This window comes from Silicimonas lutimaris (assembly GCF_047314965.1).
Classification (GTDB): Bacteria; Pseudomonadota; Alphaproteobacteria; order Rhodobacterales; family Rhodobacteraceae; genus JAVJUV01.
Map to the genome: position 1 here is coordinate 150,468 of NZ_JBLBVK010000055.1, position 23,341 is coordinate 173,808.

At 58.7% G+C, this 23,341-nt stretch carries 24 protein-coding genes, 1 tRNA gene and 2 pseudogenes; 9 read left to right on the forward strand and 18 right to left on the reverse strand.

From position 1 onward, the window contains the following. The first annotated feature begins 27 nt into the window (after positions 1-27). Positions 28-1,542: a phospholipase D-like domain-containing protein gene (locus tag ACKLNI_RS16660; protein WP_413720220.1), complete on the forward strand. Its 1,515-nt coding sequence runs from the start codon at positions 28-30 to the stop codon at positions 1,540-1,542. A 202-nt stretch (positions 1,543-1,744) separates the two neighbouring features. Here the strand turns inward: ACKLNI_RS16660 and ispD are convergent, their stop codons facing one another. Together ispD and ACKLNI_RS16670 are read right to left on the reverse strand one after the other, a co-directional pair. Beyond that, entirely contained in the window at positions 1,745-2,437 is a 693-nt protein-coding gene (gene ispD, locus ACKLNI_RS16665; RefSeq protein ID WP_413720221.1) for a 2-C-methyl-D-erythritol 4-phosphate cytidylyltransferase, read from the reverse strand. A gap of 21 nt (positions 2,438-2,458) precedes the next feature. Beyond that, positions 2,459-3,646, reverse strand: coding sequence for a Gfo/Idh/MocA family protein (locus tag ACKLNI_RS16670; RefSeq protein WP_413720222.1), 1,188 nt, complete (start codon positions 3,644-3,646; stop codon positions 2,459-2,461). A 121-nt stretch (positions 3,647-3,767) separates the two neighbouring features. Here ACKLNI_RS16670 and ACKLNI_RS16675 point away from each other — a divergent pair, with 121 nt between their 5' ends. Continuing rightward, a complete protein-coding gene (locus ACKLNI_RS16675; RefSeq protein ID WP_413720223.1) occupies positions 3,768-4,346 on the forward strand; it encodes a thioredoxin family protein in 579 nt (192 codons plus the stop codon). Here ACKLNI_RS16675 and ACKLNI_RS16680 read toward each other — a convergent pair whose 3' ends face one another. From ACKLNI_RS16680 to rlmB, 4 genes are all read right to left on the reverse strand, one after another. Continuing rightward, positions 4,347-5,405, reverse strand: a complete 1,059-nt coding sequence (locus ACKLNI_RS16680) for a YeeE/YedE family protein (protein ID WP_413720224.1) — start codon at positions 5,403-5,405, stop codon at positions 4,347-4,349. Positions 5,406-5,761: 356 nt separating this feature from the next. Then, positions 5,762-6,220 carry a YHS domain-containing (seleno)protein gene (locus ACKLNI_RS16685; RefSeq protein WP_413720225.1) on the reverse strand — a complete coding sequence of 153 codons (459 nt, stop codon included), beginning with the start codon at positions 6,218-6,220 and terminating at the stop codon, positions 5,762-5,764. Positions 6,221-6,343: 123 nt separating this feature from the next. Beyond that, positions 6,344-6,652, reverse strand: a complete 309-nt coding sequence (locus ACKLNI_RS16690; protein WP_413720226.1) for a hypothetical protein — start codon at positions 6,650-6,652, stop codon at positions 6,344-6,346. A 6-nt stretch (positions 6,653-6,658) separates the two neighbouring features. Further along, on the reverse strand, positions 6,659-7,441 hold the full coding sequence (rlmB, locus tag ACKLNI_RS16695; RefSeq protein ID WP_413720227.1) for a 23S rRNA (guanosine(2251)-2'-O)-methyltransferase RlmB: 783 nt from the start codon (positions 7,439-7,441) through the stop codon (positions 6,659-6,661). 128 nt (positions 7,442-7,569) lie between these two features. On the opposite strand from rlmB, the gene ACKLNI_RS16700 reads away from it, so the two are divergent. Further along, a tRNA-Tyr gene (locus tag ACKLNI_RS16700) sits at positions 7,570-7,653 on the forward strand. Positions 7,654-7,840: 187 nt separating this feature from the next. Here ACKLNI_RS16700 and ACKLNI_RS16705 read toward each other — a convergent pair. The 9 genes and pseudogenes from ACKLNI_RS16705 to ACKLNI_RS16745 form a co-directional block, all read right to left on the reverse strand. Beyond that, positions 7,841-8,782 carry a hypothetical protein gene (locus tag ACKLNI_RS16705; RefSeq protein ID WP_413720228.1) on the reverse strand — a complete coding sequence of 314 codons (942 nt, stop codon included), beginning with the start codon at positions 8,780-8,782 and terminating at the stop codon, positions 7,841-7,843. Beyond that, positions 8,734-9,534, reverse strand: a complete 801-nt coding sequence (locus tag ACKLNI_RS16710) for a recombinase family protein (RefSeq protein WP_413720229.1) — start codon at positions 9,532-9,534, stop codon at positions 8,734-8,736. Before ACKLNI_RS16710 ends, ACKLNI_RS16705 begins: the two co-directional genes overlap by 49 nt. Next, a pseudogene (locus ACKLNI_RS16715) lies at positions 9,531-9,791 on the reverse strand (DUF2924 domain-containing protein); the annotation flags it as partial. The pseudogene ACKLNI_RS16715 and the gene ACKLNI_RS16710, both read right to left, overlap by 4 nt. Before the next feature lie 210 nt (positions 9,792-10,001). Further along, positions 10,002-10,292: a DUF3489 domain-containing protein gene (locus ACKLNI_RS16720; protein WP_413720230.1), complete on the reverse strand. Its 291-nt coding sequence runs from the start codon at positions 10,290-10,292 to the stop codon at positions 10,002-10,004. Between the two features lie 348 nt (positions 10,293-10,640). Further along, on the reverse strand, positions 10,641-11,330 hold the full coding sequence (locus tag ACKLNI_RS16725) for a hypothetical protein (protein WP_413720231.1): 690 nt from the start codon (positions 11,328-11,330) through the stop codon (positions 10,641-10,643). Positions 11,331-11,422: 92 nt separating this feature from the next. Further along, entirely contained in the window at positions 11,423-11,932 is a 510-nt protein-coding gene (locus ACKLNI_RS16730; protein WP_413720232.1) for an anthrone oxygenase family protein, read from the reverse strand. A gap of 65 nt (positions 11,933-11,997) precedes the next feature. Continuing rightward, a complete protein-coding gene (locus ACKLNI_RS16735; RefSeq protein ID WP_413720233.1) occupies positions 11,998-12,825 on the reverse strand; it encodes an NmrA family NAD(P)-binding protein in 828 nt (275 codons plus the stop codon). Positions 12,826-13,012: 187 nt separating this feature from the next. Beyond that, positions 13,013-13,300: a DUF1330 domain-containing protein gene (locus ACKLNI_RS16740; protein ID WP_306044749.1), complete on the reverse strand. Its 288-nt coding sequence runs from the start codon at positions 13,298-13,300 to the stop codon at positions 13,013-13,015. Positions 13,301-13,417: 117 nt separating this feature from the next. Next, positions 13,418-14,416: an AraC family transcriptional regulator gene (locus ACKLNI_RS16745; protein ID WP_413720234.1), complete on the reverse strand. Its 999-nt coding sequence runs from the start codon at positions 14,414-14,416 to the stop codon at positions 13,418-13,420. A gap of 271 nt (positions 14,417-14,687) precedes the next feature. Between ACKLNI_RS16745 and ACKLNI_RS16750 the strand changes: the two are divergent. Next, positions 14,688-15,298 (forward strand): annotated as a pseudogene (locus ACKLNI_RS16750) (tyrosine-type recombinase/integrase). A 200-nt stretch (positions 15,299-15,498) separates the two neighbouring features. On the opposite strand, the gene ACKLNI_RS16755 reads toward ACKLNI_RS16750, so the two are convergent. From ACKLNI_RS16755 to ACKLNI_RS16765, 3 genes are all read right to left on the reverse strand, one after another. After that, positions 15,499-16,755 carry a D-amino acid dehydrogenase gene (locus ACKLNI_RS16755; protein ID WP_413720235.1) on the reverse strand — a complete coding sequence of 419 codons (1,257 nt, stop codon included), beginning with the start codon at positions 16,753-16,755 and terminating at the stop codon, positions 15,499-15,501. Between the two features lie 21 nt (positions 16,756-16,776). Further along, the gene (locus tag ACKLNI_RS16760) at positions 16,777-17,115 is read right to left on the reverse strand and encodes a RidA family protein (protein ID WP_413720236.1); all 339 of its coding nucleotides are present in this window, start codon (positions 17,113-17,115) and stop codon (positions 16,777-16,779) included. Between the two features lie 168 nt (positions 17,116-17,283). Continuing rightward, complete coding sequence (locus ACKLNI_RS16765) at positions 17,284-18,168, reverse strand: HAD-IIA family hydrolase (RefSeq protein WP_413720237.1); 885 nt, start codon at positions 18,166-18,168, stop codon at positions 17,284-17,286. A 298-nt stretch (positions 18,169-18,466) separates the two neighbouring features. On the opposite strand from ACKLNI_RS16765, the gene ACKLNI_RS16770 reads away from it, so the two are divergent. The 5 genes from ACKLNI_RS16770 to ACKLNI_RS16790 all read left to right on the forward strand — a co-directional run bounded on the left by ACKLNI_RS16770 (position 18,467) and on the right by ACKLNI_RS16790 (position 23,341). Continuing rightward, positions 18,467-19,243, forward strand: coding sequence for a DeoR/GlpR family DNA-binding transcription regulator (locus ACKLNI_RS16770; RefSeq protein ID WP_413720238.1), 777 nt, complete (start codon positions 18,467-18,469; stop codon positions 19,241-19,243). Further along, a complete protein-coding gene (locus tag ACKLNI_RS16775) occupies positions 19,240-20,283 on the forward strand; it encodes an ABC transporter ATP-binding protein (RefSeq protein ID WP_413720239.1) in 1,044 nt (347 codons plus the stop codon). The genes ACKLNI_RS16770 and ACKLNI_RS16775 overlap by 4 nt, the downstream gene beginning before the upstream one ends. Positions 20,284-20,321: 38 nt before the next feature. Next, positions 20,322-21,578 carry an ABC transporter substrate-binding protein gene (locus ACKLNI_RS16780; protein WP_413720240.1) on the forward strand — a complete coding sequence of 419 codons (1,257 nt, stop codon included), beginning with the start codon at positions 20,322-20,324 and terminating at the stop codon, positions 21,576-21,578. A 63-nt stretch (positions 21,579-21,641) separates the two neighbouring features. Then, positions 21,642-22,535, forward strand: a complete 894-nt coding sequence (locus tag ACKLNI_RS16785; RefSeq protein WP_413720241.1) for a carbohydrate ABC transporter permease — start codon at positions 21,642-21,644, stop codon at positions 22,533-22,535. Further along, positions 22,532-23,341, forward strand: coding sequence for a carbohydrate ABC transporter permease (locus tag ACKLNI_RS16790; RefSeq protein ID WP_413720242.1), 810 nt, complete (start codon positions 22,532-22,534; stop codon positions 23,339-23,341). The genes ACKLNI_RS16785 and ACKLNI_RS16790 overlap by 4 nt, the downstream gene beginning before the upstream one ends.

Below are 23,341 nucleotides of genomic sequence, written 5' to 3' on the forward strand. Positions count from 1 at the left end.
CGGAACGGCCGAAGGACCGACAGGAAGATGACCCGCAAGATCACCGCAATCGCCACTCTGGCCAGCTTCCTGTTTCTCGCCGGATGCGGCACGCTCTCGCCCTTTCAGGGACCGGGAGAGACCACACCGCCGCCAGTGAAGGCCGGCGTCTGGCTCGACATCGAGAAGCAGCGCAGCGGAAACTGGCAGCTTCCGCTCAACGAGGGCACGACAGCGCTTGACTGGCGCCTCAGAGCCATCGACTCCGCGACCCAGTCCATCGACCTGCAAAGCTTCATCTGGTCCTTCGACAAGGTCGGCAGCATCGTCCAGGATCGCCTTCTGGCAGCGGCGGATCGTGGCGTGGACGTCCGCATCCTGATCGACGACAGCTTCCTCCTCGGCAAGGATCAGCACCTCCTCGAACTGCACCGCCATCCCAACGTCCAATACCGAGTCTACAACCCCTACAAGCGCCGCTCGACCGGGGCTGCGTCCCGCCTCATCCTGAACCTCGGCGAATTCGACCGGCTGGATCACCGGATGCACAACAAGTCGATGGTCATCGACAACCAGGTCGCCATCATGGGGGGACGGAACCTGGCCGACGAATATTTCGGCTACGATGACAAGGCCAACTTCCGCGACATGGAACTTCTTGTCGGCGGGCCGGTCGTCGAGGACATCAGCCGCTCCTTCGACGAATACTGGAACGACCGCTGGTCGTTCCCCGTCGATGCCATCGTGCGGATCCGTCAGTCCCACGTCGAAAAGGAAAGGATCGGAGACGCTGCGAGCGCGCTCGCCAGCATCTACCCCACGGAGTCGGCCGATGTCCGGCAGGGCAAATGGCTCGACATGGCCCGAAGCGCGTACACCGGCCGCGCCCGCCTGATCGTCGACGCCCCGCCCCGCGAAACGCCCCAGGCCACAAGCGACCGCCCGGTTCAGGTGGCGGACGAACTGGCGCGGATCGTCGCCGCGGCAAAGCGCGAAGTCGTCATCGTTTCGGCCTATCTCATTCCGACACCTGCCCTGACCGACGCCCTCAGAGACGCCGTCGCGCGCGGCGTTCGGGTCAGGCTTCTGACCAACTCGATAAATTCGAACAACCACATCACCGCCTACGCATCCTATCGGGGTCATATCGCCGAACTTCTCGGGCTTGGCGCCGAGGTCCACGAGGTTCAGACTCTCGCCCAGAGCCGGCCGCGCTACATCCTTGCGCCCGTCGCCCAAAAGCATCTCGGGCTTCATGCCAAGTACATGATCATCGACGGGCGCCGGTCCGTCGTCGGCAGCGCCAACCTCGACCCCCGGTCGCTGCGGATCAACACCGAGATGGTCATGGTCGTCGATAGCCAGCCTCTCGCGCAAGAACTGCTGGCGCTCACCGAGCCGGATTTCAGCCTCGGGAATGCGTGGCGCCTCTCGCTCGGGGAGGACGGCAGGATCTTCTGGCAGGGTGATGGCGTCCGGCTCGATGCGGAACCCGCCCAAAGCGCGTTCCAGCGCATCGAGGAATGGTTCTTCGCCCACCTTCCGATCGAGAACGAGATGTAGCGGCCAGCCGTTAACCTTCGTTACCGAACGCAGCAAATCCCGGCGCAATCGGCCCTTTGGGCCGACGCTGTGCCATACGCTTGCCATACGCTTTGCAGACGGTTTGCCGACCGGGCAAAATCCAGCGAAATCAAATGGAAAACCGCGTTAATCCTTGGTCCCGCGTTGCGCAACGGATCCGCGCACGCACTCCGCGTTAAGCTTATCCGAGTGCCAGTTCGCGCAACGCGCGTTCCAGGTCCGCCTGCGTGGTGATCTTGAAATTTCGCTCCGAGCCGGGGACGACTCTAACCCCCAACCCCGCCTCATGCGCTACTGCCACGTCATCCGCGCCCGAACCGTCATGCCCGCGATGCGCTCCCAGAATCTTCTTGAAATCAAAGCCTTGTGGCGTTTGCGCACGCCAAAGTCCGTCGCGCGGGACAGGCCTGACGGCCGCGCCATCCTCGACCGACCAAAGTGCATCGACCACCGGCAGCGCCGCGAAAGCCCCGTCCACCTCGTCCAGTGTGGCGATCACCTCGGCAATGATCCGCTCCGAAACGAAGGGACGGGCCGCATCATGAATCAGAACCTTGAAAGGTGCATGAGTTTCAAGTGCTTCCAGACCGTTCCTAACAGACGCAGCCCGAGTCTCTCCACCAAGAACCGGCGCCATTAACCTTTCGTCCGCCAACCCGCCAAGGGCATCCGCGCACAGTTCGGCATCGTCCGGATGAATCACCGGCAGGATATATCCAACCCCTTCCATGGAAAGGAAAATCTCCGCACACCTGCGCAGGGAGCACACCCCGTCCAGAGGGATGTACTGTTTCGGGATTTCCCCCCCAAGTCGCCGCCCGCGACCCGCCGCCACGAGAATGACGGCGACCCCGGCGGAACTGGAGTTGTTCATGGAAGACAACGTCTTACACCCCTAATACTGATCTCGCAGTTCCACCCAGACACCCCCGCCTTCGTGGCTGTCGGCAGCCGCATGAACAAAAGCCACCCCCCGCGCGCCATCGCGCACATCGGGCATCACGAGATCATTTTCGGCCACCGTCCGCCCCCCGCGACGCGCCTCCACCGCCACAGCGATTTCCGTATAGAGATTACCCCACGCATCCGACAGCGCCTCGCCATGCCCCCGCGGCAAAAGCACCATGCGCTCGGCCTCCGGCAGCATGCCAGCACCATGGCCTCGGACGATGGTCTGCTCGGGCTGGCCAACCCGCGTGTAGCGCAGCTTTTCGGGGTTCTCCTGATCCCATTCGAGGCCCCCTGTTTCGCCGTAAAGCCTTATGCGCAAACCACAATAGTTCCCGGCCGCCGCCTGCGTCACCCACATGACACCCGGCGCGCCACCCTCCATGGCAAGGTTCAGAAAGGCCGTATCCTCGGTCGCCTTGGGAGCGCCGCAGACATGCAGATCCGCCCGCAACCGCGCCACCTTCTCGCCAGCCACGAACTCCAGAAGATGCAGCGCATGCGTGCCGATATCGCCCGCTATCGCTGCCCGCCCGGTCTTCCTGGGATCGGCCTTCCAGGCAGTCTTGCGCGCTTTCGGATCGGCTGGCAAAGCCGCCTGTTCCTGCACGTACTCCACCATCACCTGCCGCAATTCACCAATGGCACCAGCCGCCAGCATCGCCCGTGCCTGCCGCACCATCGGATGGAAGACATAGGGGTATGTCACGGCAAGAACGAGACCCGTTTCTTTCTGCATTTCCAGCAGCTTGGCCGCCTCGCCCAGATCGTTTGTCATGGGCTTGTCACAGATCACGTCGATCCCTGCTTCAAGAAAGGCAATCGCGATCTCGAAATGTGTCCAGTTAGGCGTGCAGATCGCCACGGCATCGATGCCATCCGCACGCTCGGCCTCGGCACGCGCCATATCGCGCCAGTCCGCATAGATACGGCCTTCATCCAGAAGCCATGCACGCCCCGAGGCCAATGCCGCGTCCGGGTCCGACGACGGCGCAGCCGCTACAAGTTCCCAACGGTTGGAAATTCGAGCCCCGATCCAGTGCCACTGTCCCACAAGGCCTTCCCGGCCACCCCCGACCATGCCAAGCCTTAGTCGCCGGGACGCTGCGGGATATCCGCTTTTTTTCACCGCCATGATGCACCACCTTCCTCCTGTCAGCACCCTAGCAGCGCGAACGACAGGGTCCAGCGCAAGAGGGAATTGGCGGCGTGCGAGAAACGTATTAGAATTCGTGCATTCATAAGGGAGGATTCTCATGCATCGCTTGCTCGCACTCGCAACAGCACTTCTTCTCGCACTACCCGCTGCCGCCGTTGAAATGGGAGATGACGGACTGCACAAACCGGAGTGGTTCCGCGACACGTTCAAAGACTTGCAGGAGGACTTTGCCGAGGCCGAAGCCGAGGGCAAACGCGTGTTGATTATCGTCGAGCAGCGCGGGTGCTCCTATTGCAAGGAAATGCACGAAAAGACGTTTCCCGACGAGCGCGTCAAAGCGCTGCTTGAAAACGACTATTTCCCAATCCAGATCAATCTGCACGGAGACATAGAAATCATCGATACGGACGGCGAGGAGCTGACGGAGAAGGGAGCCACGCGGAAATGGGGCGTCCTTTTCACGCCGACGATGATCCTGATGCCGACCGAACTCGACACGTCGAAATCAGCCACTCAGCAAGCGGTCGCCGTGATGCCGGGGGCATTCTCCCCCGGAACGACCCTCGATCTGCTGACTTGGGTCAAGGAAGAGCGCTATCTCGATCAGTCGGAAGAAGATTTTCAGCGATATCACGCCCGGATGATCCAGGAGCGCAATGACGGCGATACCCGCTGATCACTCCGCAGGCACGCCAACGGGACTGGTGGGACGGCGATCGAGCAGGCGGTCAGTGACGCGGCCGCCAACCATGATTGCGCCGAGAGCCAGCAGTGCGGCGACACTCAGCATTCCGACGCCAGACAAGCCTGCACCAACCGTGCAGCCACCGGCCAGCACGCCGCCAAAGCCCATCAGCGCGCCGCCGGCCAGGTAGCGAAGTGTCTCGTCCGGCGCAGAAAAGCTGACCAGCTTCAAATCCCCCCGAGCCGCCGCGGCCAGAAAGCTGCCGGCAATCACGCCGGCCACCAGGCCGGTACCGAACCCGGCGGGGATCGACGTCGAAGCTATGGTCCAGAACAGGGTTTCCGACCAGGGCGCCGTGAATGACAGGGACTCGAGCGCGATGGGGTCGAACTCGTCGTAGAGCAGGAAGCCAGTTCCGACCCAGCCCAGCGGCACAAGAGCGCCAATAAGCGCGGCAAGCATCATGTCGCGAGGCCGAGCACCAGAACGCAGCACAACGGTCGCGATCAGGGCAACCAACAGGCCACCCCAGACCCAAATTCCGCCCGGCAAGCCGCTCAGGAGGGCAGCGTCGCCCGTTTCGACAGTTACCGCGCCAATCGCCACGCGCACAGGCGACAGAACGCCTTTCAGGGTAGCGTGCGCCACGATTGCGAAGGTCGCGATAACAAAAACCGCACGTAGGTTGCCTGTCGCGCTCAGTACGGTCAGGCGCGAAACGCAGCCTCGAGTCAGGACCATGCCGACGCCAAACAGAAGTCCGCCAAGGAGAATTGCCAGTACCGGCACGTCCGACGTGGCAAAGCGGTGGTCTGAGAAATCGACAATTCCAAGACCTGCGATGGCTTGCGTTCCGACGATTGCAGCCAAGAGAGCCGTGAGCCAAACGCCGAGCGCCGCAGAGCGTTCAACCCGCCCGCCGACAAGTCCACGACGCAGACAAAAACGCGACACCTGAGCTGCCGCACCGAAAAGGAGGCCCAGAAGTGCTCCGAAAAGCACCGAAGCGAAAATCGGTGAAATCTCGGTTTCGAAGATCTCGAACAGCATGTCTTGCTCCCCTTTTCCAGACCGCAGCGCCGTACAGAAATCGAACGCGACTGCCAAGTGGAGCCGAAAGGAAAGCGTTTCCTGTGCCGCATGCAAACCGGAACAAAGTCACTCATTCAACGAAAGAAAGAGAAGAAAAAACTCTGTATGTTCCAAACTCCGAGCAAACACCCCTAAATTGGAGAAAATCCAACTTGCCAAAAAAAGACGCCCGCTTCGAAAAACGGGCGTCAGTCACGGAACGAGGGACAGTGATCGGATCGGGTGTTCCGTACCCGGTCCAATAGGTAAAATGGGGTCGGAAACGCGTTTTGGTTAGAGGTTGTCGCAAAAATGTGAACAGATCATTAAATGCGTCATGCACTCAGAACGCCTGGCCAATTCTCGTCGGCCCTGGCGATATATCCGTCGACATTTTCCAACCATGTCCGGCGGACGCGTTTGGAATAGTTCAGGTACAGACGTCCGTTGTGGATGGTCCAGGCGTCAGGATCAGTTGAAGCCGTATAGCCCTGGCTCACGGCATAGGCGCAATACCCACCGTACTTGGGTGCATGGACTTCCGGATCGGCATCGAAGCGCGCCTTGTTCTCCACGCTGGCAAAGCGCAGAACGGCACCATTCCAATCCGACGTTATGGCCTTGTCCCCGCGCACCGGCTTTCCCTCGGTGAAATAGGCGACGGGGTCGTATCCGTTGATTGCAATGCCGTCATCGGCGAACACCGGCGGCGTGGCCGCCGCCACCGGCTGAGCGACAACCACGACTGCCGGAAATGCAACGGCAACTTTAAGGAATTCACGACGTGTCTGCATTGGATCAGTCCTTGGACAACCATCTTCTGTGAACGCAAGATGACGCCCAGGCTCGCGGTCCGAAAGCCTCTTGGCGTCGATTTGATCGGGAGGATGGTCTTCGTGAGATATGTTACAGTAAAGTCAGTCGAAGATGTCAAAAACGTCGTCGAGGATGTCTTCCGCAGCATCCTTCAACTCAGCCATGAAGCGCTGAGACAAACTCATCCCACGCTTTTTCCGGTACTTTTTCAGCTTCTGTTCCGGCACGCGAACCGGCGAAGGCCGGACCAGTTCCCGATCACCATGCGCATCGCTTCGGAGCATTTTGAGTTCGTGCAGAGGCGCGCCGCAATTCGAGCAGGCAAGTTCATGCCGCTCTTTGCCCCGCAAAACGAGCGCGGCGCGCGATCCACAGTAGCAGCATGTGACTATTTTCGAAGAATGCGGCATTGGTCTCTAACGTAACTGTCGCACAGCATATAGGGACACCGCCGCTGCGTTCGAGACGTTCAAGGAGCCAAATGATCCGGCATAGGGGATCCTTGCAAGAAAATCGCAAGTTTCCTTGGTCTTTTCGCGCAATCCCGGCCCCTCTGCCCCCAGAACCAGAGCCACCGGCCTGTCCTCGGCAGCGGTGAGCGCAGCATCCAGCGAGATTTCCGCCTCGCCATCCAGACCGATCAGAACGAAGCCCATATGGCGCAAACGTTCCATTGCGTTTGCAAGGTTTCCTACCCTCAAATATGCCTGACGCTCCAGCGCACCAGATGCCGTCTTGGCCAACGCGCCGGTCTCGGGTGCGGAATGCCGTGCCGGAGCGATGACCGCGCGAGCACCGAATACTTCGGCTGAACGCAGCACGGCGCCGACATTGTGGGGATCGGTAACACGATCAAGACAGACAACAACAGGGCGGTCTTCACCTCCGACGACAAGGTCTTCAAGGGCACCCCAATCCAGCGCCTTCACCTCGAGAGCGGCACCCTGGTGTACCGAACCGGGATCAATCGGCGCAGGGAACTTGCGAGGATCCGCAATCTCGGGCTCCAGATCACATGCGATCAAGGCATCGCCCAACCGGTCAGCCGCGTTCTTTGTCAGTATCAGACGCAGTTTCTCTCGCCGCGGATTCAACAAGGCATCACGGACTGCGTGAATGCCAAAAAGCCAAACAGTCTCTGACGCCGCCTGACGCCTCGCCTGCTCCTTTTCGACTATCCATTTCGGTTTTTTAGCCATGGACACCGCCTATCCGTGAAAGCCAGTCTTGCCAAGCAGGAGCGATCATTTTCGCACCGATTTCCGCTTGACCGCCCTCCTGCCCATAGTTATCTGACCCCCCGTGCAGGTTTCGACCCGCACGAAGTGGGCGACAGGCCGCAAGGTGTGGCAGGGGACTGTAACTCCCTCGCGGAGACGCACGCCTGGTTCGATTCCAGGGTCGCCCACCACTCACCTTTCCCCGAACAGATGGATATTTGCGCCTCGGAGATAATGTCGTGTTTTCCGCAGGTTGCAGGGCATTGCAAGGCGGCAAAGCCACAATCTGGTCTCTGCAAGCGGCCGTATCGGGGCCATTTCGCCAGAAGTCTCTGCGGGCGAGTGCCGCGTGATATCTCTTGAGGGAAGTGCGGCGATTCAGGCGGCAGGAAAGCCGAGAACGCGGCGCTGTTCCGCCCAATCAAGGGGAAGATCGGAAAGCGCGCGCAGCTTTTTGGCTGTCAGGTCGGCTGGTTGGTGCCCTTCAAGAATCGCGCCTGAGATGTCTGGGGCAAGCCAGGCGAGCGGCAGGACACGGCTGACATGGCCCGGCCGCAGCTGCGCCCGTTTGGTGATCTCTGCAACGGTCGCGACCTTGCCTTCGATCAGGTCGTCCATCCAGCGCCGTGCATCGGCGACGAGCGCGATCAAATCCGGGTCGCGCTGCGGCGCGCCGGTGTCAGCGCGCAAGACGATCGGACGGTTGCGCCCGGACCGTCGCAGAGCAATGGGCAGCTCGAAGGGAGGCATCAGGACCTCGGGTATTTCCGGTTTGTCGAGGAGCGGCTCTAGGTTCATCTGAATGCGTAAAACTGCACCTTCGAAGTCTATGCGATGAAGGAAGCTTGCCGGGTTCACCCGATCCTCTTTATCCAAAGGTCCTACAGCAGCGTGCCTCGCAATCTCCCCTGCGCGATCGAGTGCAGCAGCGATTGGTTCTGGATTTGCACCAAAACTGTTCAGCCCCAAGGCCGGCCATTCGCGGTCGCCGAGACGGATAGCGACTGCATCCGATACGATTGCCTCAAGAGCAGCAGCCGGCAACCGATCCACTGCACGATCATCCTCTGGACCATCCTTCTTCGAGACATAGTACCAATATCGCTTTGAGTGCCGGACAGTATCTGAGCGCAACGTGCGCATCGCGTAGCTGCTCTTCATCGACCGACCATGCTGGTCGAAGAGCACTCGATCCAACATGCGGCGGGCGGGCTTACGACGCCCCGCGATCGAGCCACCTCCGTTCCCGTCCAACTGCGCCTGAACCTGTATCAATGTGATCTCGTCGATGATTGCTTCGTGCTGCCCGTCATGCAGCACGCCCCTGTGACGGATCTTGCCGACATAGGTCGCACTGCGAAGCAGGTGGTAGAGAGCACCGGTGGAGAACGGCCGCCCTCCCGAGACACGGCCATGGGGCGATCTGTGCGGCGCTTGCTGACGACCCCGAGCTCAGACAACCTGCGTCGCAAAATGGGTACAGACCCAAGCGCAAGGTACTCGCGGAAGATCGTGCGGACCGCGTCGGCCTCTTCGTGGTTCACCAAGAGTGTCTTGTCTTCCGCGTCGTAGCCGAAGGGCACAGCCCCGCCCATCCACATCTCTTTCTTCTTGGAGGCTGCTACTTTGTCTCGAATGCGCTCGGCCGTGACCTCTCGTTCGAACTGCGCAAACGACAACAGCACGTTCAGCGTCAGCCGGCCCTTCGACGAGGTCGTATTGAAGGCCTGGGTGACCGAGACGAAGCTGACCCGTGCCCCATCGAAGATCTCCACCATCGTCGCAAAGTCGGAAAGCGCTCTCGTTAAGCGATCGACTTTGTAGACGACGATGACGTCGATGAGGCCGGCGCGTACATCCGCAAGCAACCGCTGCAGGCCCGGCCGCTCCATGGCCCCACCAGAGAAGCCCCCATCGTCGTAACGATCCGAAAGCTCGGTCCATCCCTCATGACGTTGGCTGAGGATGTAAGCCGCACAGGCATCACGCTGCGCATCGAGCGAGTTGAAGCTCTGTTCCAGCCCCTCCTCCGTGGACTTCCGGGTATAGATCGCACATCGCTCGCGGATCATGACGCCGTCTCCCGAAGCCCGAAGAACTTCGGGCCGTTGCGCGGCGTCCCCTTCATCGCGCGGGCCACAGCAGAGAGCGAGGAATAGGTCTCGCCATTCCACACGACACCATCGGCCTCAAGGATCACTTCGTGGGTCTCCCCGGCCCACGAATTCAGAAGACGCGTGCCGTCGGGTACGGCCACTGGCGCGAGCCCGCTGACCGCCGCCTCGGCGTTCGCACCCTCTGCGCGCCGCTTCATGATCGCCTGCCATTGCCGACGAAGCGCTGGGGTCTCACCACCCTGCTCCTCGACTTACCGATCCCATGCCAGCGCAAGCCGCATCAGCCTTGCCGACAGTGTCGGTGGGGGCGGCGCACCCCGCCGCTCCCGCCAGATCGCACGCAACTCCGCCGCGGGCGATTGGGCCAGCGTCTCGATGGCGGGACGAGGGCCAGGCCTTGCCTCCTGTCCGACGGCACCGGATCAGACCGCCAGCCGGTAGGCTTTCCGCCCGTTCGTAACCTCAAGGTCTATCGTGCCACCCGCTTTGCGAAGACCTGAGATCGCTGCCCTCACCGTGTAAGGCTGGCAGCCGAGCTCCTTTTGCAGCTGCGCCAGCGTCGCGCCTCGTGCGCGGGCCAGTAGCGCCTCAAGCTTTGCTTTCTTGGTGGCTATGGCCTTGCTGGACGCTGCCTGTGCCTGCTTCCCGCCGCCCTTGCAGCTTCTCCGCCCGGACTGCTGGCGTGGTCGTTCAATCTGCGTCGTGTCGCTCATATCGGCTCTCCTCGAGGTAACGGCGCCGGACCATACACGCGCCTATACCGCCGAGAGCCCGGAAACCCGGGCGGACACCTGCGACACGCCTGCGTCGCGACAGCCACACTGACGCTCGAACGCCGTGCGAAGTCCGTTAGGGGAATGCCTGTAAAACGCACAATAGCGTGGAGTCGTGCTAACCCTCGAACGACGGCTAAGCACAGAAAGCCAGACATCCGACCACTTCACTCAGATGACCCATGGGAGCCCAACTCTCTCATTCGTCACCTCGCGGCGAACGACCGCTCTTCGGAATGTGCGATTGGCGTACGCGATGCACGGGGCGGCTTGCACACCCCTCTGGCATCAGCGCTCTTCAACGCCTGCCGATCTTTCAGTGACAATCCTTTGACTCTGAGCTTCGGTTCTAAGCCTCTCTATTATTTCGCGTTCGCTCAAGCTATTCTCCGCGCGTTGCAGAACAAGCTCCGCGTGCCGCACGCCATCTTCATCATAACCATAGAGAACGGACTGAGCTCTGATATCGGTGGGCCCGGACAACCATGAGCGGCGGCTCATCGGATCGATGTAGAGCGTTGTCTTGGAATAGTGTTCGTCTCCGCTTTCGATGTCTGTTCGGGCGAACATGATCTCGTCCACCCCTTGATGCTCAAAAGGCTGGCTGATGCTGCGAAAGAAAGAGTCCATGTTGCCGTTAGCATCAACGCCGTATCCCGTGATGGACAGCGATGCGACGTCCTGAGAGATGCGCCAGATGCCAAAGTGTCTTTTGCCATTTACTTCGTAGCCGTAGGTCCACAGGCCTTTCACGAACCTGTTGCGGTGGTAGAGCGCGAGTAGGGCGTCGGAGCGACGGATCAGCCAGTAGACCAGCAAGATTAGGAGCCTGAACAATCCGACGCTTGTGAAGAACGTGATGAGCCATCCGACTTGCGGTTGGATGTCATCGATGTTCGCGAGCAGATTGCTAAGCGCCATGATATAGGAGATCGTGATCAGCAGAATGAGGATGTTCACCTTTTCCAGGATCGTCATGGTCTTAGTGTCCCTCTAATGATCGCGCGAAATGTCGCCCGGTGCTGAGGGCGGTGCGTGAACGACACGCACCGCCGGGTTAGGAGCGCGCATTAGAACGACTGTGTTTGAGTCTGAGTCATCAAGAGCAGCCCGAAGAGAAGCAGCGCGGCAGACACTACGCAGGCGACCGTCCGTACGGAGTTCCAGAACGTCCAACGTGGGACATAGGTCTGAAGCCAGAAGTCGCGTGTGTTGCCCGATGACATCTCCATGCCCGCAAGGGCTTCGTTCATGGGCACGTTAAAGAAGACGGTGACGCCGAAACATCCGATGAGATAGACCAGCCCGGCGATCATGATCAGAGTTCCCGCGGGACCGGAGAGGCCAAATGCGCCATAACCGGCTACGATCAGCGAAACCGCCGCCATGCCCAGAAAGAGCGCCATGAACACCCAGCGAAAGACCTCGCGGTTGATGACCTGCATGGCTTCTATACCGCCATGGCCTCCTGTCAGCGTTAGAGACCGCATGATGAAGTCGGAAAAGGCAAGGAACACGCCACCGACGAGGGCATAGGCGAGGATTGCAAATTGGAAGAGAAAGAAGAAAGCAGTCGACATTGTCGGGACTCCTGATTGGGATGATGCGGCAGGAAAACGATGCCTCCTGCCGCGCGTTGTGCGGTTCAGGCGGCTGCGGGCCAGGCGCCGGCGGCCATCGCGGTCTGGGCGAACTCCGCAAAGTCGCGCGGTTTGCGCCCCAAGGCCCGCTCGACACCATCCGCCGTGTAGGCGTTGCGGCCATCCAGCGTTTCGCGTGCAATTTGTGTGAAGACCTCCGCTACGAAGTCACCGCCGGAGGCCGCGACATTGGCGTGAAAGTCCTCAAAGGTGATAGGGATATACTGGATGTGGCGACCCAGCGTCGTGGACAGGACATTAGCCATCTCGGCAAATGTCATCAGACGCGGACCGGTGACTTCATATCGTTCGCCGATATGACCGTCTTCGGTCAGGGCAGCGACCACCACGTCGGCGATGTCGTCAATATCGATGATCGGCTCGGGCATGTCCCCGCCGGGCATCGGCAGCACGCCACCCAGGATCGGATCGCGCAGGTAACCCTCGCTGAAATTCTGCGCAAACCACGCTGCACGTACGATTGTGAACGGCAGACCAGAGTTGTGCACGACGTCCTCGCCCATGCTGGCGAAATGCTCTCCGCGGCCGGAGAGGAGGACTATGTGATGAAGTCCGGTTTCGCCTGCGACCTTAGTGAAAGCCTCCAACTTCTCGACCGCGCCCGGGAAGGCGAGATCAGGAAAGTAGGTCACGTAGGCCTTGGAGACGCCGCTCAAAGCAGGTGCCCAGGTTGCCGGGTCTTCCCAATCAAAAGGGGTCTCGGCACGCCGCGCACCACGCCGCACCGCGAAGCCTTTTGATTCGAGTTTGACGGCGACGCGCGAGCCTGTTTTGCCGGTGGCGCCAATAACGAGGATGGGTTGGTCAGTCATTTTCGTTCTCCTTGGTTCAAGTTGATAGCCAAGGTTTAGAAAGACCAGGGGTTGCCGGTATTGACCGTGCTTGCCAAGGTTTTGACATCCGCTGCCAAAACAGTTTTGCATCGGGCCCTGCCGCAAAGCGAAGAGCGGCGCTGGAATGCCCAACGCCGCCTTTCTCCGCCACAGTCAACTGGTGCGGTTACTCTGTTTCGTAGAGTGTGAATTGCATATCTGCGGCTTCTTCACGAAGAGGCTTGCAGGCGGTGTACTCAGGCGAGGCAAACCATGTCTTGGCCGTAGCGGCGTCAGGGAAGCTTACAATGGCGATGGAGTGCTTTTCTTCGTCCCCAACCAGCGCGCTGACCTTGTCGCCAATGGCGACAAACTCACCCCCATGGGCAAGCACGGTTGGGCCCGCCGCGGTGGCATATGCGTCCATTTTGTCGGCATTCTTAACGTCGAAACGTGCAACGATAAGTGCGGTCATGTTCTGTCTCCTTGGTTCAAGTTGATGCCCAAGGTTTAGAAAAGCCAGAGGCGCCGGTATTGACCGCAGTGGCCAGGGTTTTGACATCCGCTGCCAATGCGGCGTGTCGCGGGGTCCTTACCGAAGAGATTTCCGATAGGCCGCCGGTGTCACCCCCATCCATCGCTTGAAGGCGCGGTTGAAGGCACTTTGCTCGGAATACCCGGTGAGGAACGCGATATCAGACAGCGAATAGCGTTCTTCTTCCAGCATGGCTGTGGCGATCTCGCGCCGGGTTTCTTCGGTCAGGGTCTGAAAGCTGAGACCATGTTCGGCAAGGCGTCGGTGAAAGGACCTTGCGCTCAGGCCCATTCTTCGCGCGATATCGGCCATCTTTGGAAGACCGTCACTGAGAGCGCAGGCAATCTCGCCTTTCGTTTGCGCCTGCAAAGCCGGCGTGTCGTCGATCTGTGCAAGTTCCTGATCAAGATGCGAGACAAGAAACCTTGTGATCCCTTCATCCCCCAGAACGTTGGGTTCAAGAAGAGAATGACGCGAGAGGAGCATCGCATCCTTGTCCGCGCCGAAATGAACGGGACAGCCGAAATAGGCTTCGTGATGTTTGATGGTCTTGGGCGCAGAATGCTTAAAATAGACCTCGATTGGAGCAAACGGTCTCGGCGACACCTGCCGACTGAGTGAAACGCCACTTGCTAGGTCGGCCTCAATCGAGATGCGCATCCCGAGCCGACGAATGCCGTCTCGATGTTCAACAAACAACATGCCGTCATTGGTCTCTTCGATTACGTATTGCGTAAAACTGGTCCAGAGGCGCCAGTATCGTGCGACGCGAGAGTAGGACCCAAGCAGATTGGGCGCGGATTTCCAGGCCAGACCGAGGGCGCCGTATTCATCCGGCCGCATCGCCTCACCAACGATCAATGGCAAAGACGTTATGTCCATCTGCTCGGCCATCAACTCAATCATGCTGTAGTAATCATCTTCATCGAGCATGTGCTTTGGGTCCCATGCACCGTTCGCATCAACGCCAACGGATGCCAGCACGGCGCTTGCATCAATGGCGTTGCCCGCAACCCCAACAACCTTTCGAGCAAAGAGAGACGTGACCTGACCCATAAGGCAAAGCTAGTTCAGTCGAAAACACCATCCAAGCCTCGCGTTATCAAAACGGTCATTCGCTTTGCCATGAAGGACGGCCGCTTCGTCCGCATTTCCGTCGTTGGCCCCATTTCGTCGGATGTCCGATCTTATCGAAAGCGGTCGTTGAAGGTCTCAAAGTGCGGCGTACGGTGCATGCGCTCGGTTCCTGAAAGTGTAAAAACAGTAAAGTACGCAGGTCGGCATGGTGCCGATGCCTGGTGTGGGATGGCTGGATGGAGACTTCACCATGTCGAGTATCCAACTTCCCATAGTCAGGACGTCTCGGCCGCCGTGGAACAAGGGCCGACTGATTGGTCAGAAACGCCCTTTAAAGCCAAGACAGGTCTGGGCAATTCGTGCGCGGCTCGAACTCGCTGGGAACCAGCGCAACCTCGTGTTGTTCAACCTCGCGATCGACAGCAAACTTCGCGGGTGCGATCTTGTTCGATTAAAAGTGGCCGATCTCGTCGTTGCCGGAGCCGTCCGAGACCGCGTGTCGGTCATCCAGCGAAAGACAGACCGACCAGTTCAATTCGAGGTCTCCGAGAATACACGGCGATCGTTGCTTGAGTGGGTCGCAGCGCCAGCCATGCGCGGTTGCCCGTTCCTTTTTCCAAGCAGGTTCCACGACTCGTCCCACCTTTCGACACGGCAATACGCGCGTCTCGTTCGAAACTGGGAGTCGGTCATCGGTCTAGAACCGAGCGGGGACGGAAGGCAGCGCTGATCTACCAAAAGACTGGCAATCTTCGAGCAGTCCAACTTCTGCTCGGACACACTAAGGTAGACAGCGCCGTCAGGTACCTTGGAGTAGAACTCGACGATGCGCTTAGCATCGCCAAGAAGATCGACATTTGAGAGTTTGGCGGACGGCAGAAGCCGTCCGCCTTTCCATCTTAAAATGGATGTCAGAACGTCCGCACGCTAACGGCCGCTCGTCTGGATAGCAGACCATGGTCCAATTGTGTTCGATGACCGAATTGCGGACCTAGCGGACGTTCGTTTCAGTTCTGTATGGTTGTGCAACAAAGACGGCGCAGCGCCAAGCTGATGTCCGCTCAAATGTACCTTTCGGCAGTAAGACCGCCAAAGTCGATTTCGGGCTTCTTGCCAAGGACCATGTCGGCCACAGCCTTGCCCGAACCCGCCGACATCGTCCACCCCAGCGTCCCGTGGCCAGTGTTAAGGTAGAGGTTCTTCAGTCGCGTCGGTCCAAGAACTGGCGTGCCGTCTGGTGTCATTGGCCTAAGTCCCGTCCAGCCTTCCGCCTTTGAAAGATCGCCACCTCCGGGGAAGAGATCGTTGACCACATGGCGCACCGTGTCTGTCGCATGTGGACCGAGGCGTCCCGAATAGCCGGCAATCTCCGCCTGACCAGCAACCCGAATGCGGTCTCCTAGCCGCGTGATCGCCACCTTGTGCGTCTCGTCCATGATCGTCGATTGCGGTGCCGCATCCTCTTCTGCCACAGGCAGCGTCACTGAATACCCCTTTACCGGATATATCGGAAGCCGGATACCAAGAGGATTCAGAACTCGGGGTGCGAAGCTGCCCATCGCGCAAATGTAGGCATCCCCGGCAATCCGGCCGGCAGGCTCGGTCTCGACCCCTATTACGCGGCCACTCTCGACCTCGATCCGCCGGATGGTCTGGCCGTAGAGGAACTCCACGCCGATCTCGGCGCACTTTTCGGCGAGTGCGACAGTGAACATTCGGCAGTCGCCTGTCCGGTCAGAGGTGAGCCTTAGACCGCCGACGAATTTATCGCGGACTTTGCTCAAAGCTGGTTCCGCTGCAATGCACCCTTCAGGATCGAGCACCTCAAACGGCGAGTCGTATTCCGCCAGTATTTCCTGGTCGGCCTTCGATGCCTTGAGCTGCTTTTCGGTCCGGAACAACTGCAGGGTACCCTGTGCGCGCCCATCATACTCGATACCTGTCTCGGCAATAAGATCAGGCAAACAGTCTCGGGAATAGCTCGACACACGCACCATGCGAGACTTGTTGATCCGATAGCTCTCCTCGTTGCAATTTCGGAGCATCTGGATACCCCAGCTCCACATAGTGGGGCTGATCAATGGCCAGATGAATAGTGGACGGCGCTTCATGAACAACCATTTCAGCGCCTTCACTGGGATGCCCGGGGCTGCCCAAGGCGATGTCATACCGTAGGAAAGCTCTCCGGCGTTGGCGTAGCTTGTCTCAAGCCCTGGACCGGGTTGTCTATCAATTACGGTAACTTCCGCGCCCGCACGCGCAAGATACCAGGCGGTGGTAACACCGATAACGCCAGCGCCGAGCACGATTACTTTCATCTATGGTCTCTCCAGATCTGCTCAGCAGGCGGCAGTGACTATGATTTCCACTTTCAGCTCCGGTCGGGCCAGCTTTGCCTCTCCGCAGGCGCGGGCCGGTGCATGGCCATCCGGCACCCATGCATCCCAGACGGCGTTCATGTCTGCAAAATCACCCATATCCGACAACCAGATCACTGCTTGAAGGATCTTGTCAGGCGAAGAACCGGCTTTCTCCAAAAGCGCCTCCACCCGAGACAAGCAGTCCCGGGTCTGTTCGGTAACTGTGACACCGGAACCGACCTGACCGCACAGGTACGCCACGCCGTTGTGCTTTACGATCTTACTCATTCTCCGGCCTGTATCGATCCGTTCGATCACGCTTGCCTCCCACTCTAATGCGTTCGGAGCGGGATGCTCCATCTCCGCTATCAGGTCCAACGTTACCGGCTTAGGAGAAAAGCGCATACGATAATCGCCAAACGCGCCGCATGTGCTTCCGTTACGCTTGGCCAGCCGAAACAGCTTACTAACTACCCTCAAAATAGATTAGATTGCCTCAAGTCTCCAGGAAGGGAAGAGATTGGCCCTTTGGCAATAAGCTTCCGTGTCCTCCCCGGCAAAAAGACCGTCGCGTGAGACGAGTACAGTTCGCCAGTTGCGGGCCTCCGCTCCAAGGATGTCGGTATGCAACGTGTCTCCACACATCACTATGTCTTTATGGGCAACCCCGGGCAGCGAAGCCTCGATCATTTCGTAAACTTCAGGAAACGGTTTGCCGAAAAAACGGATATCGGCAAAACCTCCGTCGGCCAAGAGATGGCCGAAGTATCCAGGCTCAAGAGTAAAACGACCCTCTCTCGGGGCCACCAGATCGGCGTTGGCGATCATGACAGGCCTGGGGTGACGTGCGAGTGATGCGGCCAGCATCGACTGGCGTTCGTCTGTCCAGTTTTCGCTGGACAGAAAAATGAAACCGCCAACCCTGTCAAAATCCCCCGGATCATTCTCTAGGCGGCAAGCCTCCACGGGAACATCGGATAAGTCATCCGACGATGCCGCGATGCATCCCCACAGCCCAGGCCTAAGAGCCCGCAGCGTCGCGTCGCGACTCGTGACGATCTCGTCTGAATGCACGTTCATCCCAAGTCGGCAAAATTTTTCCACAGCCGTCGCGTGGTTGTAGCTTGCTGCGTTTGACAGGATGCGGATTTTGCACCCTGCGCCCCTAAGTTGATCAAGTCGCTCTGAGGCCCCAGGGATCGGTGTGTCTCCCACGTTAAGAACACCGAATGCATCAAAAACAAAGGTATCGACGTCATCCGCTATATCAAGGAGAGAGCCGATGTCCTGCGTCTGAGTTTTATTTCGGACGTCTGGGAGACGATGCCGGACGGCTTCGTAGCGTTCAAATATGCCGTGAATACGGTCCATGCGCGGAGAGATGTAGTTTTCCTTCAGGTCGGCCCCGGTTTCTTGAGTGCAAGTTGCTAGTTGACCTTACTATGCATCCTCAAAAATGGAAGAAAAAACGACAAAACCACAAAATTTGGCAGCTCACGGCATTCATTCCGAAATTCCGATAGGCTTCAAGCTACTGAAAAAATTATGCAAAATGTCAAGTTGGGATTTTTCCGGCTCAGAAGGCGTAAATTCCTGCCCTGAGTGGGCGCCTTTTTTGTTGTTTTGTGGCTTTTTCAAATATAGCCTTTGAAGAAGCAAAGGGACTCAGATGGCCTCGAAAAAGCTCCGCCGACGGGATTTGATCCAGCAGGTTGCGCAAGAGCGCGGCGGCGTAAGCGTGGGTGCGCTTGCAGAGATGTTGGGTGTTTCGACGCAGACCATCCGACGTGATCTGGACACCCTGTGTGACGGAGAGACACTGCGTCGAGCGCACGGGCGCATCGAACTGGCCGAAGACCGGCTCAATACCCCATTCGATCAACGTGCTGGAACAAACCTCGTAGGCAAACGCGCCATTGGCGAAGCTGTTGCAGCAAAAATTCCCGACGGCGCAACACTATTTCTCTCTATCGGCTCGACCACGCTAAGCGTCGCACGGTCATTACGTCACCGAAAGCAACTAACCGTCATAACGAACAACCTCAGTGCTGCGATGGCTCTGAGCGAAGAAGTTTCGAACCGCATTATTCTGCCGGGAGGCGAGGTACGCCTGCCCGATAGAGATTTCGTCGGCGAAGAAGTGATCGCGTTCTTTGGGCGATACAGGGCTGAATTTGCGATCTTTGGCACAGCTGGTGTCGACGTGGACGGGGGGCTGCTGGAATTCCATCAGTCCGAAGTCCGGGCCACTGAACAGATGCGCCGGAATGCACAGTCCTCCGTTCTAGTCATCGACCGAAGCAAGTTCGGTCGTCTTGCTCCTGCACTCGGCGGAAATATTGCCGATATAGACCACATTGTTTGCGACCGTCCACCCGCCGATCCCTTCCCGAGTCTCTTTCGTGACTTGGGTTGCGAGGTTGAATTTGCCGAGGACATCGAATGACCGATAAAGAACCGTTCGTGCATGTCGAGAACGTCGCCAAACGTTGGAATGGGCAGCTGGGTGTCGAGCGCATCGACCTTTCGATCCCGCGCGGCTCGTTCGTGGCGCTTCTGGGACCGTCGGGCTGTGGGAAGTCGACGACGCTCCGGCTCGTTTCGGGCCTCGAGCTTCCCGATGAGGGGACAATCACCATTGACGGGAGGAATGTGACCGCTGCTGCACCCTCCGAGCGCAACCTGTCAATGGTCTTTCAGTCCTACGCCCTGTTTCCGCATCTCAGCGTGGCCGAAAACGTCATCTTTGGCCTAAAAGTCCGCAAGGTCGCCCCAGCGGAGCGGCGTGAAAAATTGCAACGCGCGTTGGAGATCACTGGTCTTGTCGGCTATGAGAACCGCAAGCCTGGCGAATTATCGGGCGGTCAGCGCCAGCGTGTGGCGCTGGCCCGCGCCATCGTCGCAAATCAGCCCCTGTGCCTGATGGACGAGCCCCTGTCGAACCTCGACGCCAAACTCCGCGCTTCTGTGCGTAAGGACATCAAGAAACTTCAGATCGATCTGGGTATCACCGTCATCTACGTGACCCATGATCAGACCGAGGCGATGAGTATGGCCGACATGGTTGTTCTGATGAAAGATGGCCACATCCAGCAAACTGGTGCGCCCGAAGATTTGTACTACCGGCCCGCCAACACCTTCGTTGCGGAGTTTGTGGGCGCGCCGCCAATGGCGCTACTCGACCGCGGAATATTGGCTGGCTACGAAGGCGCGCCGAAGATCGGACTCCGCGCCGAGAACCTGCGTGTCGCAGAGCCCGGTCAGGGAAGACTGATCTGCAAGGTCACGGAGTGCGAATTCCTTGGTTCTGAGACCTTCATCGGCCTCGAATTGGAAGGTGCTCGCGGTCTGACTGTGGCCATGCCCGGCCTGAAACATATACCTCAGGGTGAGAAACTCGAGATCACTTTCGCCGACGAGGACCTGCATTTCTTCGATGAAGCCGGCGTCAGAACGACCCGCCGAAGCGCAGTGCTTGAAGCGTGAAATTCGGCGTCAAACCAAAATCAATAAGGGAGGAAACTATGACTCAACTGACGAAACTCGGATTGGCGGCGGCAACCGCGGTCGGTCTTGCGGCCCCGGCAATCGCCGAGACCGAATTGACGATGTACTATCCCATTGCTGTTGGCGGCGCGTTGACCGAGGTGGTGGACGGGATCGTGGCCGACTTCGTAGCGGCGAATCCTGACATCAAGGTTAACGCGGTCTATTCGGGCAACTACGACGATACCCGCGTCCGGGCTCTTTCTGCGCTGGCCTCAGGGGAACCAGCGCAGCTCGCAGTGATGTTCTCGATCGACGCATACGACCTGATTGAGCAGGACCTGATTGTGGCCTTCGAGGATATCGAAGGCGTAGATCCCGCATGGCTCGATAGCTTTTATCCCGCACTGATGGCCAATGGTCGGATCGAGGGAAAGACGTGGGGCATCCCGTTCCAGCGCTCGACTATCGTCGCCTATTACAACAAAGACATGTTCCGAGCCGCAGGACTTGACCCAGAAAGCCCGCCCTCAACCTGGGACGAAATGATCTCCATGGGCAAGGCTCTGACGAAGGACGGCACCTATGGCCTTATGATCCCATCCACCGGCTATCCCTATTGGATGTTCCAGGCGCTGGCGATTCAGAACGGCAAGGAGGTCATGTCGAACGACGGGTTGACTACCTATTTTGACGACCCGGCTGTTGTTGAAACACTGGAGTTCTGGAAATCACTCAGCGAGGAACATGGTATCATGCCGGAAGGCACGGTCGAATGGGGCACGTTGCGCCAGGCGTTTCTTGAGGGTCAGACGGCGATGATGTGGCATTCAACCGGCAACCTGACCGCGGTGAAAAACAATGCCAGCTTCGACTTCGGTGTTGCTGAGCTGCCTGCGAATGTCCGCAAAGGGTCACCCACCGGAGGCGGCAATTTCTACATCTTCAAGGATACCACGCCGGAAGAGAAGGCTGCCGCGCTCAAGCTGATCGAGTTCATGACCTCGCCTGAACAAGCGGCTGCCTGGTCGATCGGTACCGGCTATATGGGTGTGTCGCCTGCAGCCTACGAGACTGAGGCACTCAAAGCCTACACGGTCGAATTTCCACCGGCGCTGGTCGCGCGCAATCAGCTTGAAAACGCCGTAGCCGAGTTTTCGACTTTCGAGACAGCCCGTGTGCGCGAAGGATTGAACAATGCCATCCAGGCGGCGTTGACCGGAGCTAAGTCCCCGGCAGATGCTTTGGCCGAGGCGCAAACGGCAGCGGTTCGCCTGCTTCGGGATTATCAGTAGTCCTCCCCGTGGGTGTCCTGCTTCGGCCGGACACCCATATGTTCTCAGCCGAGGGACCGGAATATGGCCGATCATGTCAGCAATGAACGCCGCAGACAGGCGATCTACGGTTGGCTCCTCCTATCGCCGGCCGCAATCCTCCTGACGACCTTTGCCTTCTACCCCTCACTCGCCACGCTTTGGTCGAGCCTGTTCAGCAGGGAGACAAGGCGTCGCCCTTCAGAGTTTGTCGGCGTAGAGAATTATTCCGACCTTTTCGCGGATCCCACCTTCTGGAAGGTGGTGACCAACAACCTGATCTACGCGGGCGCAACCATTCCGATTTCAATCGCGATCGCGCTTGGCATGGCGCTTTGGGCTAATTCGAAGATTCCCGCGCGTGGCTTCGTGCGCACCGCATACTTCACTCCGACCGTCCTGCCGATGATCGCCGCGGCAAACCTTTGGCTGTTCTTCTACACGCCAGGGCTCGGCGTCCTTGACCAGATCGGCAGTCTCTTCGGTCTTCCATCGGTCAATTGGCTGGGTCAGCCCGAAACCGCACTCTTGGCGGTGATCATCGTGACGATCTGGAAGGAAGCGGGCTTCTTTATGATTTTCTATCTGGCGGCGCTCCAGACCATCCCAGAGGACTTGAAGGAGGCCGCCGATATCGAAGGTGCCAGTCGCTGGACCTATACCCGCCGGATCGTCATCCCGCTGCTCATGCCGACTACGCTCTTCATAATGGTCAACGCGCTGATCAATTCGGTGAAGCTGATCGACCACCTGTTCATCCTGACAAAGGGCGGGCCAAACGACGCCTCCAAGCTGATCCTCTACTACATCTGGGAGATGGCTTTCGCCTTTTTCGATGCCCCACATGCCGCGGCAATGACAATCCTTGTTTTGGTAGTCCTCGGAGTGGTTGCAGGCATCAAGTTCACAATTCTCGACAAACGGACCCATTACCAATGAGCGGCCTTTCCAGACACATCGAGAGTTTCGGGGCGCTGCTGCTGGCGATCATCTGGATTTCGCCGCTCGTATTCGCTTTCTGGGCGGCGTTCCACACGACTTCAGACGCGGTCAATTTCAATGTCACCGCACCTTGGACGCTGGACAATTTTCGCACTGCTTGGGATGGCGCACCTTGGTTTCGCTACTTCCTGAACACGTTCCTACTGGTTACTGTCATCCTGATTGGACAATTCTTCGTCACTACACTCGCCGGCTTTGCCTTTGCGCAGGTGAAGTTTCCAGGGAGAGACGTGCTGTTCATACTCGTCCTGATGCAACTCTTCATCCTGCCCGAAGTTCTCATCGTCGAAAACTACGCCATGGTCTCGAGACTTGGTCTTTTCGATACGATCCTCGGCGTCGGAATGCCCTATATGGCCTCGGCCTTTGGAATCTTCCTGATGCGGCAGGCCTTCAAGGGTGTACCGATCGAGCTGCACGAGGCTGCAAGGGTCGAGGGCTGCGGGTGGTTCGGCATACTCTGGCGAGTCTATGTGCCGCTGGCGCGCCCCACTTACCTTGCCTATGCGCTTGTTTCGGTTTCGACCCATTGGAACAATTTTCTCTGGCCATTGATAGTCACCAATTCGCCAGATACGCGTCCCCTGACCGTAGGCTTGTCGATCTTCGGCGCACCCGAGAATGGGGTCGACATCTCGGTGATCTCAGCGGCCACCATGATGACCGTCGCACCGCTCCTCGTCGCTTTTCTCGTGTTCCAGCGACAATTTGTTCAGGCCTTCCTTCGTGCCGGGATCAAGTGA